Consider the following 15,204-nt stretch of genomic DNA (forward strand, 5'->3'; position numbering starts at 1 on the left):
TAGCACTGCCCGTTATTCCCGCGCCCGACCAGGACAGTGCCGGGACAGTGTTGACAGACCTGTCGCCCGCCACCAGTACACGAGCGACGGAGCCTCCCTTGGGAGGTCTCCTGAAGCGGATCATGGATCTGGTCGTAGCGGTCATGGCACTTGTGATCGCCGCGCCAGTGATGATCGTCGTCGCCCTGCTGATCAGGGTGACGGCGGGAGGCCCAGCAGTGTTTTCGCACAGCCGAGTTGGCTTCGGCGGGAAACCGTTCAATTGTTACAAGTTCCGCTCGATGGTTGCCAATTCGGAAGAAGTTCTAAAAGCATATCTCAAAGCCAATCCGGGAGTCGTCTTGGAATGGGAGGAAACCCACAAGATCCGGGACGATCCTCGCGTCACATTCCTTGGGTGGATGCTTCGCAAGTCAAGCCTGGACGAACTCCCCCAGCTCTTCAACATCATCCGAGGCGACATGAGCTGTGTGGGTCCAAGGCCCATCGTGAATGACGAACTCAAACGGTACGGCGACCACCTGGGGGAATACCTTCGGACGCGGCCGGGACTCACTGGCCTGTGGCAGGTGAGCGGAAGAAGCAGCATGGACTACGCCAACCGCGTGGCGCTGGACAGCCAGTACGTGCGGAACTGGTCGGTCTGGGTCGACGTCGTGATCCTGTTCAGGACCGTGTTCGCGGTCATTCGCATCGACAGAGCTTGCTGAAGTCCGCAAGGATCACCGTTCGTTCCGCCTCCGGTGCACGGAAAGGAACAGACCTACGATATAAGCGCAGGCCAATGCGAATGCCAGGATCAGGAATTTGGCGACGGTCACGTAGCCCGGCAGCCCTAGGGAATTCCAGACAAAACTCCCGATCAGTAGCAGGCCGGTGGCCGCGATAAGGGCGGGAGCCTTGAACCGCACTCCCAACATAACGCCGACCGCCGATACGGCCACTACACTTATGAGCACCGATGTCTCCACTGGTATCCGCGGACCAATTGGCTCTTTGCGCCAGGGAAGGTTCAGTCAGGGTGGTGATTTCTGTCACGTTTGGCGGCTCCCTGATAGGGTGCCTCAAAGTACATGGCAACTGCCCCGGTTCACGCCAACGCGTCAATTCTGTGGGTGACCGGTCAACGAGCGAACGAGGCGAAGGCCGCGCTGGACCATACAACTTGATCAGTTGGCGTCCAGAACGGGCATCGGCTCCGCCTGAGAGCTGCCGCCTGCAGGCAGCGCAGCCAAGCCTGACTGCGGCAGTGGGATCTCGATCTTCACGGTATCGCCGGGCTCGACCGGCGTCGTTTCCTCAACCGTGAGTTCTTCCGTGCCGCTGTCGGACGTCCTCACGATCTTGAAGATCGGCTTGGCCCTTTCGGAGCGTTCCCTGAGGGCGAGCAGAGCAGGGGCCGTGACCTCGGTTTCGTGCAGCAACTGTACTGCGGTGTCGACTTTACTGCCGACTTCATTGAGCTGTAGCTGCGTCTCCCTCAACGTCTCGGCGACCTCGCTGGTATGGCGATTGCTGAGGTCGAGGATCTCGATGTCAGTCTTGCTTATCTCCTGCCTGACCCGCAAGAGCGAGGTCTCGGCAGCCAACCTGTCGCTTTGCATCTGGGCGACCATTCCCGCCAGAGAGAATTCCCGCGGAGCAACCGCAAGCCCTTTCTCGACAAGGGTCGAAACGCCCGCAAGCTCCTTCTGGACGAGTTCGACCCGTTTGTCGTGGAAGGTCAGCTGCTTCTCGAGCGAGACCAGTTCGTTTTCCAGGAACTCCCTGAGTTCGTGAAGTGCACGGAGTTGCGTCGTCAGCGCGTCTTTGCGAACAGCGAAGATCTTGCGCTCCTGCTCCATCGTCAACCCGACCGTTCCATTCGAAGCCCTGTTCTTCAGTTCTGCAGGGAAAGAGATGTCGTTGCTGCCAGCCAGTTCGGATTCCAGTCGCGCCTTGCGGGCAAGCAAGCTGACGTTGGTCAGCGCCAGCAATCCCACGTCACCTTGGCCCGCGATCACTTCACGCTCGAGTCTCAAGACGTCTTCCTCGCGTGTCCGCAGGCCGCCCGCGATCCCCACCGCCTGCAGCACCGTCAGTCCGGGCCTATAGGGAAACTCGCCGGGCTGCGCGACGTGGCCGACTATGTAGAACGGTCTGTACTGGACGATTTCGACGGCGACATCCGGCTGGCGGCCGAGGCCCATATGCTGCGTCAGGCGGTCGCTGATCGCGCGGGCGAGGTCGCCGGGGGCGGTGCCTTGCGCGCGTATCTGGCCCGCAAATGGAAGGAAGAGCGTGCCGTCGGCGCCGACAACGAAATCGTCGTTGAGAGCCGTCCATTCGAAGATCACATCGCGTGATGCGCGCCACTCGTAAATTTTGAGCCTGACCTTATCCTGCGGTCCCAGGAGATACTCGGCAGCCACCGTCGGCAAGGGGCAGGCCGCGGCCACGTGTGAAGCCGCCACCACCCTGACCAGCCATTTTCGCATTGTCTTCCTCACATCAGATTTTCAGGATGTATTCGGGTTCGATCCGTCCTGTAGCCACGTGCAGGATCGCAAGCATGTTGCCCCTGAGCCTGCCCCTCCGATCGACAAACGGCTCGGGCCACAGGCTCTTTGCGAGGTTGGCCGCTATGTTCCTGAACATCAGGGGAAGCGCGAAAGAGGCCGGAACAGTGCCCTTCTTGATCAGGTAGATCGCATTCGCAACCTGGGAGTATCCGAACCGCTCTCCGCTGACACGCCCTGTCTTGATGCCGAGATGGACGCCCCTGATTGAAGTCACGCAGACCACTCGGCCTTTGGATCTCATCTGGCTGGTGAAGTCGATGTCTTCCTGCCAACCATAGAGGACGAGCCGTTCGTCGAAGCGCAAACCGCCCACCAAGGAGGAACGGAGGGACATGTTACATCCGTATGCACCGACATGATCTACCACCGATGGTCCGTCTTGTTTTTTACCCTCGGCCTCCCGCAGGGCGGCTTCGGCGTCTTCCCAGGTGAGCCCCGCGTTGTTGGCCCCGTCCCTGACGACCGCGCCCGTCACCACCGCCCAGCCGCTATTTTCAACGAAAGCCTTCTCGACCTGCTCCAGGTATTCGGCGGACGGAACGAAATCGTCGTCGAAGAATGTGATGATATCGAAGCGCTCCAGGGAGGGTACAAGAGCCGTGTTCCGCTGGGCAGACGATCCTATCGGCCCGAAAACGAGCGACAAAAGGAAAGGACAGCTTTCCGGCAGCTCGACATGCGCGGCGTCGGGCGCCGACACTATGACCTCGTCGGGAAGTCTCGTCTGGCCACCCAAATATCTGAGCAGGCGCGCGACCTGTCCGCTGCGGCCAAGAGTCGGGATGATTACGGCGAGTCTCATGCTGGATCCCGTTTCGGTTCCCGCGGACCGTAAGCCGACGAGAGGACCGAGACAGCCTGCATAAAAGGGGACGGCAGGAGCTTGGCCTACCTCGGGACACAGGCTTTGTGAGTACTGCGGGTGAATGCCCCACAGCCATATGTACTAGGCAGGCATGCACCCGGATCAACCTGTAACCGATCGGACAACTTGCCGGAGCCATAACACGGAATGGAAACTGCTGGCCTGCTGAGGCTAGGCGAACCATGCTCCACGAACGCTCTTCCGATTTGGCCATCGCGGCCAAGGTCAACGTGCCCATCGAGGAGTTGCCCGCCGCGCCGGGGCCCGGCGTCGACAGGTACGCGAAGATCGCGGTCGTTCATGACTGGTGCCCGAATTTCCGGGGAGGTGAACGGGTTCTGGCGCAAATTTGCAAGCAGTTTCCTAATGCCGAAGTCTTCACGCTTTTCGATTTCTTGCCAGCCGATGTAAAGGAGAAATATTTCCGCGACGTAGAATTCCATACGTCCGCAGCCAACCGCATACCAATGGTGCACAAATTCTATAGATATCTCTTCTTCTTTTGCCCCTTCCTGATCGAACAGTTCGATGTGACAGGTTACGACGCGGTGATCTCGTCGTCAGCCGCATTTTCGCGCGGCGTGATCACCAGGCCGGACCAACCGCACCTTTGTTATGTGCACAGCCCCGTCCGCTACGCCTGGGACGAACAGTTTTCTTATCTTCAGCAAGCGCGGCTTGGTTTCGGTCCCAAGGGAATGCTCTATCGGTACATGCTCCATCGGCTGAGGACATGGGACACGAGAACCGCGCACGGCCCGGATATGATGCTCGCGAATTCGAACTACGTCCGCTCCCGAATCCAGCACATTTATGGGCGCCAGGCACGCGTCGTTTTCCCGCCGGTCTCTCTGGGAGAACTGCCCTGCGTGGAGGACAAGGACGACTACTACGTTTCGGCGTCCTTCCTCGCCCCTTACAAGCGCACCGACCTCGTCATCCGGGCCTTCAACGAAATGCCGTCGCGGCGGCTAATCATCGTTGGCGAAGGGCAGCAATCATCCAGTCTGCGAGCGCTTGCCGGCTCGAACGTCACCTTCTCGGGTTATCTGCCTCGGAAAGACTATGTGGACACCTTGGCGCGGGCAAAGGCCATGGTCTTTGCGGGCTGCGAGGATTTCGGCATAGCGCTGGCCGAGGCGCAGGCCTGCGGAACGCCACTGATTGCCTTCGGCCGCGGTGGGGCGGCAGACATCGTGCAGCGCCTTGGATCATCCCTCGAACCGACAGGAGTGCTGTTCAAGGCTCAAACTGTCGATCACCTCAAGGAGGCAGTCGAATGGTTCGAAGAGAACAGCTATGCGATCACGCCCCGCGCCTGCGCCAGGAATGCAGGACGCTTCTCCGAAGAGAACTTCGACCGCGCGATCCTGGAATCGCTCGGAGCTGTCCAGGCACTTCACGAGATCACGTAAGTTCGCGCGCTCTGACGACCTTCGTTTCCGTATCGATACCGTCGGCGGCAGCCATTACCCCGAGATAGCGTAAGGCCGTAGCCCTCCAACTGTATGCCGAGGCTCTCGCCCTGCCCTTGCCTATCAACTGGAGTCGCAAGGCCTGAGAACCGTGAAGCTGCACGAAGCTTTCGAACCATGCTTCCGGGTCGTCGGGAGGTGCAAACAGGGCTGCGCTCCCGCAGACTTCCGGCAGGCTGGCGCGGTCGGAAACCACCACAGGGCAGCCGACCGCCATCGCCTCGAGGACCGGGAGGCCGAAGCCCTCTGAAAGGGAGGGGAAAGCTAGACACAGTGAGTCCCTAAGGAGGGCCGCCAACTCGCCATCGGAAATGCGCCCTAGCCAGTGAATGTTTCGGGCTTCGGCCCGGGCTGATGGTGATCTAAAAACACGGGAATCCGACATCCCGACAATCGCGATCCTGAGTCCGGCCTCGCCAAGATGGTCAGCCATGTTCAGGATGAGCTCCACATTCTTGTGGGGTGCGGCACTGCCGATCATAACGATGGTTTCCCGCGAGGCCGCCAGGCGTGTCTCTGCCGAGTGTTCAGGCTTCCACCGCAAAGCATGCTCGTGGCCGTTTGGCGCCACGAAAGCCTGTTGCTCCCGGATGATGCGGCGGCGGACCAGTTCGCCCAACGAGTAATCGGAAACCGTCGAAATACCCCACGCCGTCTTGCCGAGGCATGGCAACAGATTCCTGTACACTATTCTAAAGGCGATGGAATAGCTCTGCGGAGCGTTCCAGACGTTTGCGTCATGAATGCAGACGATGTGCTTGTGGGAAAGCAGCGGTCCGGTGTTACAGAGGCTGAGCAGTCCGCTGCCGTCTAGCGATGACGGGAGCTGCACCTGCTCCCAGACATGCCCCCTCCTGCTGCCGATCTCGCGGCGTTCGATGGAAACGAGGGGGATGTCGCCCGACCCCGGTGGACAATGTAGTCCGACTTCGAGACCGCGCGCGAGAGGCTCCTGTTCCGCGATCAAAGCGTCGAGCGAACGGACGACCTCGCGCGCATAGCGCTGGACGCCTGTCGTCGGTTGGGAAAGAAAACGCCCATTTATCGTCCAACGCCGTGCCATGCGTTCCCCTTTTTAACCCTCAGTGTGCAGCCGCGAAGACGGGCGGTCATCACGGCCATTGGGTCATCGGGGCTGACCGGGAATCATCCAGATAGGCGAGGGGGATAGTGTGCCTACCTCAAACGTCTGAGGACCCTTGCACCCCCGAGAATGCTAGTCTGGCTCGCGACGCCGAAAGGGCGGGGGAGCGACATGGGCAATCTCGAAACCGATACGACAAAGTGGCCACCAAGACGGCCCAAACAGGTGAACAGAAACAGCGCCGACACAGTGCTGGCGAGATCGCTTGCCGAACATTCCGAATATCTGGTCGCGCATCCCGGCAGGACGTGGGCGGACAGCGAAACTGCGAGGCGGCGTTGGACGATAAACGGCGACTTCACCACGCTCAGGCCGACCGGAATAGCTCGCTACGCCAGCGAGGTGACCATGGCTCTCGACGCCCTCATTTCGGAAGGGCACCCGCTTGGTCGCGATCTGGAGATCGATCTCGTGGTGCCGCGTCCGCTTTCCGAACCTTTCCGCCTCAACGCCATCTCCACCCGAGTCGTTCCCGAATTCAACTTGCCGCGACTTCCCCAATTGTGGGTGCAGGCGCAGTTGCCCTGGCACGTGCCCGGAGGATTGCTAAGCTTTTGCAACCTCGCTCCCATCGTGCTGAAGCGCCAGATCGCGTGCATCCATGATATGCACACTAGGCTCATGCCGTCGAGCTACGGGCGGGGTTTCAGGTGGGCGCACCGACTGATCTTGCCGGCACTTGGCAGGCGAGCCGCCCGCATTACGACGGTCTCGCAACTCTCGCGCAGCCATCTTGTCAAATTCGGGATCGCGCCAGCGGAAAACATCGTCGTCACTTACAACGGCAGCGACCATGCCAAGAGATGGAATGCAGCAAGATCGTCACTGACCGTGGACCGCGGCAGGCCGTACGTCCTCTGTCTTGGAAGGCGGGACCAAGAATACAAGAACATGGGGCTTCTCGCCAAGCTGGCCCCGCTCCTCGATGGGATGGGTCTCGATCTCTGGATGCCCGGCGATGTCAATGAGAACACGGTCCTGCGGTACGTCCCGGAAATGCCCGGGAACATCGTCCTCCTTGGCCGCATAGGGGACGACGACTTTAAGAAGGCGCTCGAAGGCGCCCTGTGCTTCCTGTTCCCGTCACGGATCGAGGGTTTCGGGCTACCCGCCGTCGAAGCGATGGCGTCGGGCTGCCCGGTCGTGGCCTCGACCTCGCCGTGTCTTCCCGAAATCTGTGAGGATTCGGCTCTCTATGCCGATCCCGACGACGTCCATTTGTGGGCCGAAACCGTCCGCCTGCTGATGCTCGACCCAGCGTTGCGGGAGCGGTTCATCACCAAGGGATACGCCAGGGCGAGCAGTTATTCCTGGCGATGGATTGCGTGGAAATACCTCGAACTCATGATACAGGTCGACGCTGATTTTGGGGAGTTCCGCAATTGACCGGCTGGCAATCTGCGGCAAGCAGAGCCAGGAAGCCGAAAACAGTGAAGGGCTAGCGGGAGAGCCAATTGGCAAGCCTCGACGTCGTTATACCGTGCTACAACTACGAGCATTTTCTGTCCGAGTGTGTCGGCAGCGTGCTGTCCCAGGATGTCGAACGCCTCAGGGAGATCATCATCGACAACGCTTCGACGGACGATAGCATCGGGGTGGCAAGGTCTTGCGGCACAGGACCCGAGGGTTGAAGTCGTTTGCCACGAGAAAAACCTTGGGCGCAACGTCTCCTTCAACGAACCCATCGACAGGGCCGAGGCCGACTACTTCATGAACCTTTGCGCCGACGACATTCTCGCAGCAGACACGCTCGGCCACGGAGCGAAGGCGCTCAAACGCGCAACAGCGGCCCTTCCGGAAAAAGTCGGAATTAAAGGGATCCGGCAGATAAGAGTCGCAGGATTTTTGCCTTCCTCGTGATCTTGCGCCATGGGTAGATCCAGTTGAGCCTGTTTTTTGTCCGCCGCCTATGCGAAATTCCCGCGCGCATCTGAGCCTCAGGCGGCTTCGGCGTTTTCACATCGCAGTCTACGAGCAGCAGCTCTGCCATCCGGTGGAATCTGTTAAAATACTCGTCCCAAGGCCATCCCGGCCTATCCCAAGGGTTTGGCCCGCCGGTGAAGTGCCAAATTGCCGGCGCGAACCCGTTCCTACGCGGGTCGAGGACCATCATGTGCTCGCTCTGGTAGTTGTATGTGAGCGGCAGCATATCAACGCGGCCGTAGGCGGCGTGATTCAGCGCGCTCTGATCTGACGAGCGGCAGCCTTCAGGGTGCTCGAATAGGAATTCCAGCGCCTCCGGAACGATGCTGTTCCAAGCCTCGCGCGACGTGTAGATCACACCCGAATTGAAGTAGCTGTCTGCATCGCAGTCCAAGCCGTTCAGGTAGGCGAGCTCGTGCTTCTTGCCCCGGCTTTTCTCGTCCATGAACATGCGCATTACATCCGGGGCCGCCATGATCCTTCCGGGGGAAGGCCGCACAGCCAAGAGGCTGTCCAACTCTCCGTCGACCATCGTGTCTCCGTCGATGTAGAAGAATCTGTCTATTTCCTGGTCGAGCAACCCGTCGAACCAGAGCCGAGCCAGTGCGATCGCGGGCAGATATCTGTCGCGGTGGAACCGGGTTGCTTCCTCGAGCTGAGATAGATGAGCCGCCTCTATCCTGATCTTGGTGCCCGCCACCGCATGGTCGAACTGGCTGGCCCATCCGGGATCGGAATTGACCACGAATATATAGACCGGCACATCAGCCGCTGTGTGGTGATCAGCCGAAAGAGCCGCCGAGAAGGTCGGCAGCAAATAGTTCTCGTTACAAATAAGGACTATCGCAGAGCCTTTTGTTTCCGAAGGAGTTGCTGACAGAACATTCTCCTATGCGCAAGCCTCATTCACCCGGGCGGAGCTTGGCTCGCCGGAATACCGGGATGGTCTTCATTATCTCGTCAAAGAGCGGATGTCGGGTAAGAATCAATGCTGTTGCCCATCCGCTCAACGCAAACAATCCCGCCCCGAATGCCTGCCCGAACAAAAGGGCGAAGCCGGAGCCTGACAAAGCGATCACGGACAGCGGAGCAGCCGCGCTCGCCATGGCCACGACAGCGCTTCTCCATAGCGCTGCAGCGATGTCCCTGCGTCTCAGTCCCAGCCTGCGCCGAACGAAGCTCAAGGCAACGTATGCCTGGAAAGGAAGGTCACCAGCATGCACCAGGCGGCCGCCTGCAGTCCGCCGAAGATCACGGCTATGGACAGGAGAATGCCGGAAAGCGGGAAGACGATCAGTGCGCGATAAACAAGTCGCATCCACCGCAACCATCACCGGGTAATTGAGTTCGAAACTGAAGGAGAAGAGGAGCGCGACTGCGACGACTTGCACGAGCGGAGCGACCTCGATCCATTGATGACTGAGCACGACCACGACGGGGTAAGCCAGAACCGAAAGCACGAGGAGAGCGGGCCAGCGGAGTGCGGTGACAAGAGAAAGGGCGGCGAGATACGGGCCCTTCAAATCCCTGCCTTGCCTAACCTCGGCGGAGAAGGCGGGCAGCACGACCGTCATGGCACCTCCGAGGACCAGTTTGTCGGGTATGTGGCCGATCAAGAGGGTTCTGCTGAACAAGGCTGCCGTATGCGGTGACACGAGGCGCCCCAACAGGAGTAGGGGCAGGGCGTCAAAGATGCCGTAAAGTATGGCGACAACGCCGTTGTATCCACCGAACGAGGTCATTCCGCGCCAGTTGACCAGGGACGGCTTGAACATCCAGAAATGGGGTCGCAAGGCGAGGGCGACGCCTGCGGCAAGACCGCTGCCGATCAACCAGCCCCAGGCGAAGCTCATGTAGGTGAAGCCCGCCAACGCCAGCGCGATTGTTGCCGCGGAACCCGTCGTGGTCCCTGTTATGTTGATGGCCGCTACCTTGCCGAAGGATTTCCCGCCGCAGGAGAGCGTTGATCAGGATGAATGAGGCGTCGAGGAAAAGGCAGATCGAGATGACCCGTAAGTAGGAAACAAGATTCGGCTCCCCGTAAAGCGACGCCACGCCAGGGGAACGGCGACAAGAACGGCGGCGATGATTCCCGTAAGGATGAATATCACCATGAAGGCCCCCGATATCCTCGCGGCTCAGTTCGTCGCGCTGGATGAGGAAGTTCGAACTGGAGAACTCCCTAAATGGACATGACAATCGCCAGGATGGCCATGCCGATCACCGAGACCTGATCTCCTCGGGCGTCAATATTCGCGAGACTACGGCTGCAGTGACAAAATTCGTAACGAGCAGGACGTAGCGTTCACCTGTGCTCATAAGGAGTCGCGTTTTACAGAAAGCATGCGTGCCCTTCTTCCCCAACAGGCCGGGCGCGGCCGCCTGGATGCGGCACGGATAGTCCGACACACCGGTTGGAAGGTCATGCCGTCTAAAAGGCTAGGGAAGGCCCCCGTCTAAAGGAGTAGCGGTGCAAAACGCAGCCCCCTATCTGCAGTCGTCGAGTGGACGGCCGATTTCCCCCGGAGGCCGCGATGCCCCCAACACGCGGACCTGCTTTTCCCGATCCGACGACAAGTGCGTAGCCGACGACACCGATCGCGAGATGGCCAGAAAGGGGATTGAGTGAGGAAAGGCAGGGAAGCCGAGTAGCGGACCAACATTATGATTGAGTTTTGCACCAGCCCGCCACCCTCCGGCAACATAGCGGTTGCGTGCTTGAGAGCTGGCCAAGGCAGACGCTGTCGAAAAGCCATGCCTCGGAAAGCATGCTTGCGCTTCTTCACTCCAAGGCGATTTCGGGGAGTTCGACAGTTAAGCGGCTGCCAGTCCGCGGATTGATCTCCAGGAGAGCACGATGAACGAATGGACCGACCCGCACGGACCAGACGCCGCGGGCCTGCCGGCCACCCTATCAGTCGTGTGTTCTTTGCCTGCCCGCTCCGAGTCACATCGCTCCGTCAATCCAACTAAGGCTCGAGAAGGCCCTGCCTCCCTACGCCATCTATGAAGGCGGCTTGTTTTCAGCCACCTGGCCTACCTTGCCGAGCCAGGACAGGAACGGGCCATAGCACGCATCGTAAGAAAAGAGATTGGCGAAGACACGGGCAGTACCTTCGGATTTCTGACGCCGGAGTTCCGTATTGCTCAACAGCGCGATGACCGCCTGCGCGAAGTCTGCAGCGCCGTTAGCGACGATCGCTCCCTCATCGAGTTGATGGGCGTCACCGGCGTCCACCCCTATTGAGGTCGTCACGAGGGGGCGGCCGTAAGACATGGCTTCGGCCACCTTGATCTTGACGCCGGCAGTACCGGATACGAGCGGAGCCACGACAAGCTGGGCGCGTCGATATTCGGGACCAAGGTCCGGGAGCGGCCCCACACGCTCGAGGCCGTCCGCCTCCGGCGTAGCCTCACGCGTGGAGGCAATAGTTCCGACGATCCGAAACCTTGCCGTGGGGCAGAAGATTCGAACCGCTGGCCAGATCTCCGACAGGAACCACGAGAGCGCGGCACGATTCGGGTCTGTGGCATTCCCAACAAAGAGGACGACGGGCTCATTGCTTTCCGGCGGCTTTTCGTGATTGCTGAAGCCCATGCCGAGAGGGATCACGTGTCTTACCCCGAGTCGGTCGCGGGCGTAGGAAGCGTCATCATTGCTGTTGAAACCGACGCACTCCGCCGCGTTCAGCGAGTGGGACAGTCTCTGCTCCTCAGCCAAGATTTTGCCCGCGCCATGGTTTCCTCCAGCCTCCCAGTGCGACGCCCCACTGCGGTGCTGAAGATGGCCAACGAGCGAGAAAATCCTGTGACCGTTGCGAGAGAGAGAGGGAGCGAAATGTACCGCCTCATGGAACAGTATGACTGCGTCCGGTCTCAGTGCATCGATACGTTCCAGCACCCACTGAATTTCTCCCTCGGGACATTCCGTCCCTGGGGGAACCGGTGCGGCTCTCCGTCCGAGGAACGATCCGGCCAGATTTCTGAGGCCAAGCAGTTCTGTGGATAGAAATGTCCTCCGGCCCAACCTGATGCTTTTACGAACCTGCCACGAAAAATATTCTTCTATTTCATATGCACTCCTGCAGATTGGGCTCCTTCGTCCGCGCGCTATGTCGGATACATACCCGTGTACCTCGTGCCCGGACTTCAAAAGATATTGGCCGAAGGCCTGAATATAGGCACCGTCCCCGCCGAAGAAAGCGTCGTACGGATAGCTATGGACGATTGCTATAGCAGCCATGTCCTACCCCTAGGGGCTTCTCTCGGGCAGTAAGAGTTTCGCCGCCCGGCGCCAATCTATCCAAAACGTCAGGCGATCCGAAGGCGTGTTTCCACAGCCAAGACATTCATCCTGCGCGCCAGGCCTCGCCATTGCCAACTGCCTCAAGCGCCGGCCCGCGCCTCGCCTCGGAAGCTCAGCAGCACATCCTGGAACAGCTTGATCTGCCCCAACACGAACAGCAAGACGAATCCGTAGATACTGGTCAGGACCACCCCTCCCGCCACGAGCCGCAGAAGCGAAGGAACCTCGGGGCCGAGATAGCGCTGGACTGCCAGCGCACCCGCCGAGGCCACGATGCCGGACATCCACGGCCTCATGATCGTCCGCAACAGATCCCCGACTGAAACCGGCGTACGATGCAGGCTCCACGCCAGGTGGGGATAGAGCCAGAGCAGCAGCGCCGTCGAGTAGCTCAGAGCCACTCCCTCGGGGCCGAAGGAAATCCCGACGCAGTAGGAAACGATGACGAGAGGGGCGATGGCAAAGGCCAGATACAGGCTGCGCTTCTGCCTGCCGGTCGAGATGAGCAGCCAATATGTGGGGTTGATGATCCCGAACACCAAGATGGTAGGGGTGAGCAGCCGGAAGATAGTCGCCGCCTCCGTCCACTGCGAGCCTAGCACCACGGTGATGATTTCGTGTGCGAACAGGAACGAGAACATTGTGATGGGAACCGTTACCGCGATGACGATCGAGTATCCCTTGAGGTAGAAGTTCCGTAACCGCGCGGGATCATGCTGCATCCGCGATAACGCCGAGAACAGTACCGCACCGACGGCGCTGTTGATGGTCGCCGTGGGAATGCCGATCAACTGGAAGGCCCGGGCATATAATCCAAGTGATCCGGCGCCCCAGAACCGCCCGAGAAGGACTTTCTCGGCATTGTAGCCAATATAGACGACAAGGCCGTTCAGCGTGACAATTCCACCGAAATGCAAGAGCGAGCCGATATTGGCGCCGCGCCGAGGGAGTCCAGGAATCCACCCAGTGGCGATCCAGTAGCCCAGGCTGCTGACCGCCGGTGAGATAAGGGTCGGGGCGATCAGTGCCCAGTACCCATCGCCACGGAACGCCAGCAGCACACCGGCCATGATGCCCAGGCACAGGGCGCCTGTATCGATTCCGCTCAGGGTGACATAACGCAGATTGCGCTCCAGCAGAGCGGCATGCTGCACACCGGCCGCGTTAAGCAGGAAACCTGGAGCGATCGCGATGGTGATCCAGAGCAGGCGCGGCTCATGGTAGAAGGTGGAGATGAGGTAGGCACTTGCGGCGCAGACCAGTGTGAGGAGGATCCCTACCAGTACATTGATCCAGAACAGGGCCGAGACCTGCTCGAACGAAATCTCATGCCTTTGGATTGTCGCGGAGGAAAGCCCGGCGGTGGTGAAGACATCCAAAATGCCTGTGAGTGCCACCACCATCGCGACCAGACCAAAATCGTTAGGGCTGAGCAGGCGTGCCAATGTGGCAATGTAGCCCACCCTGAGCATCAGGTTCGCGCCCTGGCTCACCATCCTGGCAACGCCACTTTGAATGGCTTCGCTCTTAAGGTTACGGCGCTCGCCTTTCGCGGTCGGGGTCTTGTCGGTCATGTATCACTGGCTGCATGTGCGCTTGGCTCCGTTTGAGCGGTCTGCGCGTGCCTTCTCTGATCAGTCATGTCGCCAGAGGCCCTCTCGAGCCATATCTCTCGCCACCAAGGATAGATGGCTCTTGGGCACTGCATCCGGCAATCGCTATACCGCGAGTTGCACCAGACTTTCTCCAAGATAACGGCCGGCCCTCTGAGATTGGTAAGAAGTCCGGTCTTTTCATTAACGAACGTTGTCACGCGTGATCTGACTTTGAAGATATGACCGCAATAGGGAACCATCTCCGCATCGAAAGTAAGACCCTGGCTCTTGTTGTCGGCATCCAAGGTCGCGAGGATTTCTTCATAGGATCTAACCCTGATCAACTCGCCGGGTTGGAGATCAAGCTTGACAGTCGGAACCGGCTGGCCGGTAGGGATTGATCCCCGATATCGCGGGAAAGGAACGCCACCATAGAGGTGCTGCACCTTGTCATAAACCCAGCTGACACCCAAGGACAACCTGGTGAGGCCTAAACGGCGCGTGTAATGATAGCAACTGAATATCGTTGCATAGACGAACCCGGCGAAGAGGCGCCATGCGCCGGCATTTCCCGATGCATAGTCTTCCGCATATTGCCGAACATCCCACCAAGGAAGAGGGGTAGTCGCCTCCAGAAGTTCTGTGGCTTGGCATGAGTATCTCGGACCACCCGACAAAGGCTGATTCTTGGCGCGCGCACCAGCCAGCACATCGCTTTCTGTGCAACCCGTTCCGTCCGCCATCTTAGTCGGAAGCGAGACAGCCCCATTCGAGGACGGCGAGTCCACAGGCTTAAGCCATGCCTCCTTCCAGAAAACCAGGCACGCCGCCTGACAGCCTCCAAACGCGTTGCCGTCGCACCTCAGTTTTTCAAGATGGATGACGCCGGATAACTTACGTCCGCCAGCAAAGTTGATCGTGTCACACGTCTTGTGCGCGCGCTTGTAAACACGAAAGCGGAGGCCACAATATCGAAACATTTGTGGCATAAAAGGGAGCTTCTCAAGCCGACCATTTTTGTCGAGTGTACGAAGGATTTCTTCCTTAGACCGCACCTCGACCCAGTCTCCGACCCTCAGTGACATGCAGCACCCCCGTTCACAGCGCGCTCCGGAACAATGTCATTTGCCTAGTGTCAAAACCATACCATCTCTAGACTCTGACAGCCGGCCCCGAATTAGCGGTAGCTACCCTCCACTTTTGATTGAGTGGACCAGTAGCTATCCTATTGTTACGATGCAAACGTGGGCCCACGCAGAAGTTTCCTGACCACCGAAAGCGGCTCGGTGCGAAGATGTCGGATCGCTAGTGCGGAGCGGTTTCCCGACGCTGTGC

The 15,204-nt window shown here is 59.4% G+C and carries 11 protein-coding genes and 2 pseudogenes; 4 read left to right on the top strand and 9 right to left on the bottom strand.

Features of this window, described 5'->3' with window-relative positions; genetic code table 11:
• Positions 1-47 precede the first annotated feature (47 nt).
• A complete protein-coding gene (locus tag NKH42_RS26550; RefSeq protein ID WP_502896122.1) occupies positions 48-710 on the top strand; it encodes a sugar transferase in 663 nt (220 codons plus the stop codon).
• Between the two features lie 459 nt (positions 711-1,169).
• Here NKH42_RS26550 and NKH42_RS26555 read toward each other — a convergent pair whose 3' ends face one another.
• The 3 genes and pseudogenes from NKH42_RS26555 to NKH42_RS26565 all read right to left on the bottom strand — a co-directional run bounded on the left by NKH42_RS26555 (position 1,170) and on the right by NKH42_RS26565 (position 3,363).
• Positions 1,170-2,075, bottom strand: coding sequence for an HlyD family secretion protein (locus NKH42_RS26555; RefSeq protein WP_352753246.1), 906 nt, complete (start codon positions 2,073-2,075; stop codon positions 1,170-1,172).
• A 3-nt stretch (positions 2,076-2,078) separates the two neighbouring features.
• Positions 2,079-2,477, bottom strand: a pseudogene (locus NKH42_RS26560) (polysaccharide biosynthesis/export family protein); the annotation flags it as partial.
• Positions 2,478-2,490: 13 nt separating this feature from the next.
• Positions 2,491-3,363 (bottom strand): glycosyltransferase family 2 protein, encoded by an 873-nt coding sequence (locus NKH42_RS26565; RefSeq protein ID WP_352507539.1) that lies wholly within the window; start codon positions 3,361-3,363, stop codon positions 2,491-2,493.
• A gap of 245 nt (positions 3,364-3,608) precedes the next feature.
• On the opposite strand from NKH42_RS26565, the gene NKH42_RS26570 reads away from it, so the two are divergent.
• On the top strand, positions 3,609-4,841 hold the full coding sequence (locus tag NKH42_RS26570) for a glycosyltransferase (RefSeq protein WP_352754405.1): 1,233 nt from the start codon (positions 3,609-3,611) through the stop codon (positions 4,839-4,841).
• Here the strand turns inward: NKH42_RS26570 and NKH42_RS26575 are convergent.
• Complete coding sequence (locus tag NKH42_RS26575) at positions 4,834-5,964, bottom strand: glycosyltransferase family 4 protein (protein WP_352507541.1); 1,131 nt, start codon at positions 5,962-5,964, stop codon at positions 4,834-4,836. The genes NKH42_RS26570 and NKH42_RS26575 overlap by 8 nt on opposite strands.
• 192 nt (positions 5,965-6,156) lie before the next feature.
• Here NKH42_RS26575 and NKH42_RS26580 point away from each other — a divergent pair, with 192 nt between their 5' ends.
• Positions 6,157-7,431: a glycosyltransferase family 4 protein gene (locus NKH42_RS26580; protein ID WP_352738784.1), complete on the top strand. Its 1,275-nt coding sequence runs from the start codon at positions 6,157-6,159 to the stop codon at positions 7,429-7,431.
• A gap of 68 nt (positions 7,432-7,499) precedes the next feature.
• Positions 7,500-7,905 (top strand): annotated as a pseudogene (locus tag NKH42_RS26585) (glycosyltransferase family 2 protein).
• Here the strand turns inward: NKH42_RS26585 and NKH42_RS26590 are convergent.
• The 5 genes from NKH42_RS26590 to NKH42_RS26610 all read right to left on the bottom strand — a co-directional run bounded on the left by NKH42_RS26590 (position 7,856) and on the right by NKH42_RS26610 (position 14,954).
• Positions 7,856-8,848 carry a glycosyltransferase family 8 protein gene (locus NKH42_RS26590; RefSeq protein ID WP_352507589.1) on the bottom strand — a complete coding sequence of 331 codons (993 nt, stop codon included), beginning with the start codon at positions 8,846-8,848 and terminating at the stop codon, positions 7,856-7,858. The pseudogene NKH42_RS26585 and the gene NKH42_RS26590 overlap by 50 nt on opposite strands.
• 22 nt (positions 8,849-8,870) lie before the next feature.
• Complete coding sequence (locus NKH42_RS26595; RefSeq protein ID WP_502899871.1) at positions 8,871-9,890, bottom strand: oligosaccharide flippase family protein; 1,020 nt, start codon at positions 9,888-9,890, stop codon at positions 8,871-8,873.
• A gap of 1,082 nt (positions 9,891-10,972) precedes the next feature.
• Positions 10,973-11,869 carry a glycosyltransferase gene (locus NKH42_RS26600; RefSeq protein ID WP_352507543.1) on the bottom strand — a complete coding sequence of 299 codons (897 nt, stop codon included), beginning with the start codon at positions 11,867-11,869 and terminating at the stop codon, positions 10,973-10,975.
• 485 nt (positions 11,870-12,354) lie between these two features.
• Positions 12,355-13,848 carry a lipopolysaccharide biosynthesis protein gene (locus NKH42_RS26605; RefSeq protein ID WP_352507544.1) on the bottom strand — a complete coding sequence of 498 codons (1,494 nt, stop codon included), beginning with the start codon at positions 13,846-13,848 and terminating at the stop codon, positions 12,355-12,357.
• Positions 13,845-14,954, bottom strand: coding sequence for a hypothetical protein (locus tag NKH42_RS26610; protein ID WP_352507545.1), 1,110 nt, complete (start codon positions 14,952-14,954; stop codon positions 13,845-13,847). Before NKH42_RS26610 ends, NKH42_RS26605 begins: the two co-directional genes overlap by 4 nt.
• Positions 14,955-15,204 lie beyond the last annotated feature (250 nt).

The organism is Mesorhizobium sp. M1142, from assembly GCF_040318565.1.
Lineage (GTDB): Bacteria > Pseudomonadota > Alphaproteobacteria > Rhizobiales > Rhizobiaceae > Mesorhizobium.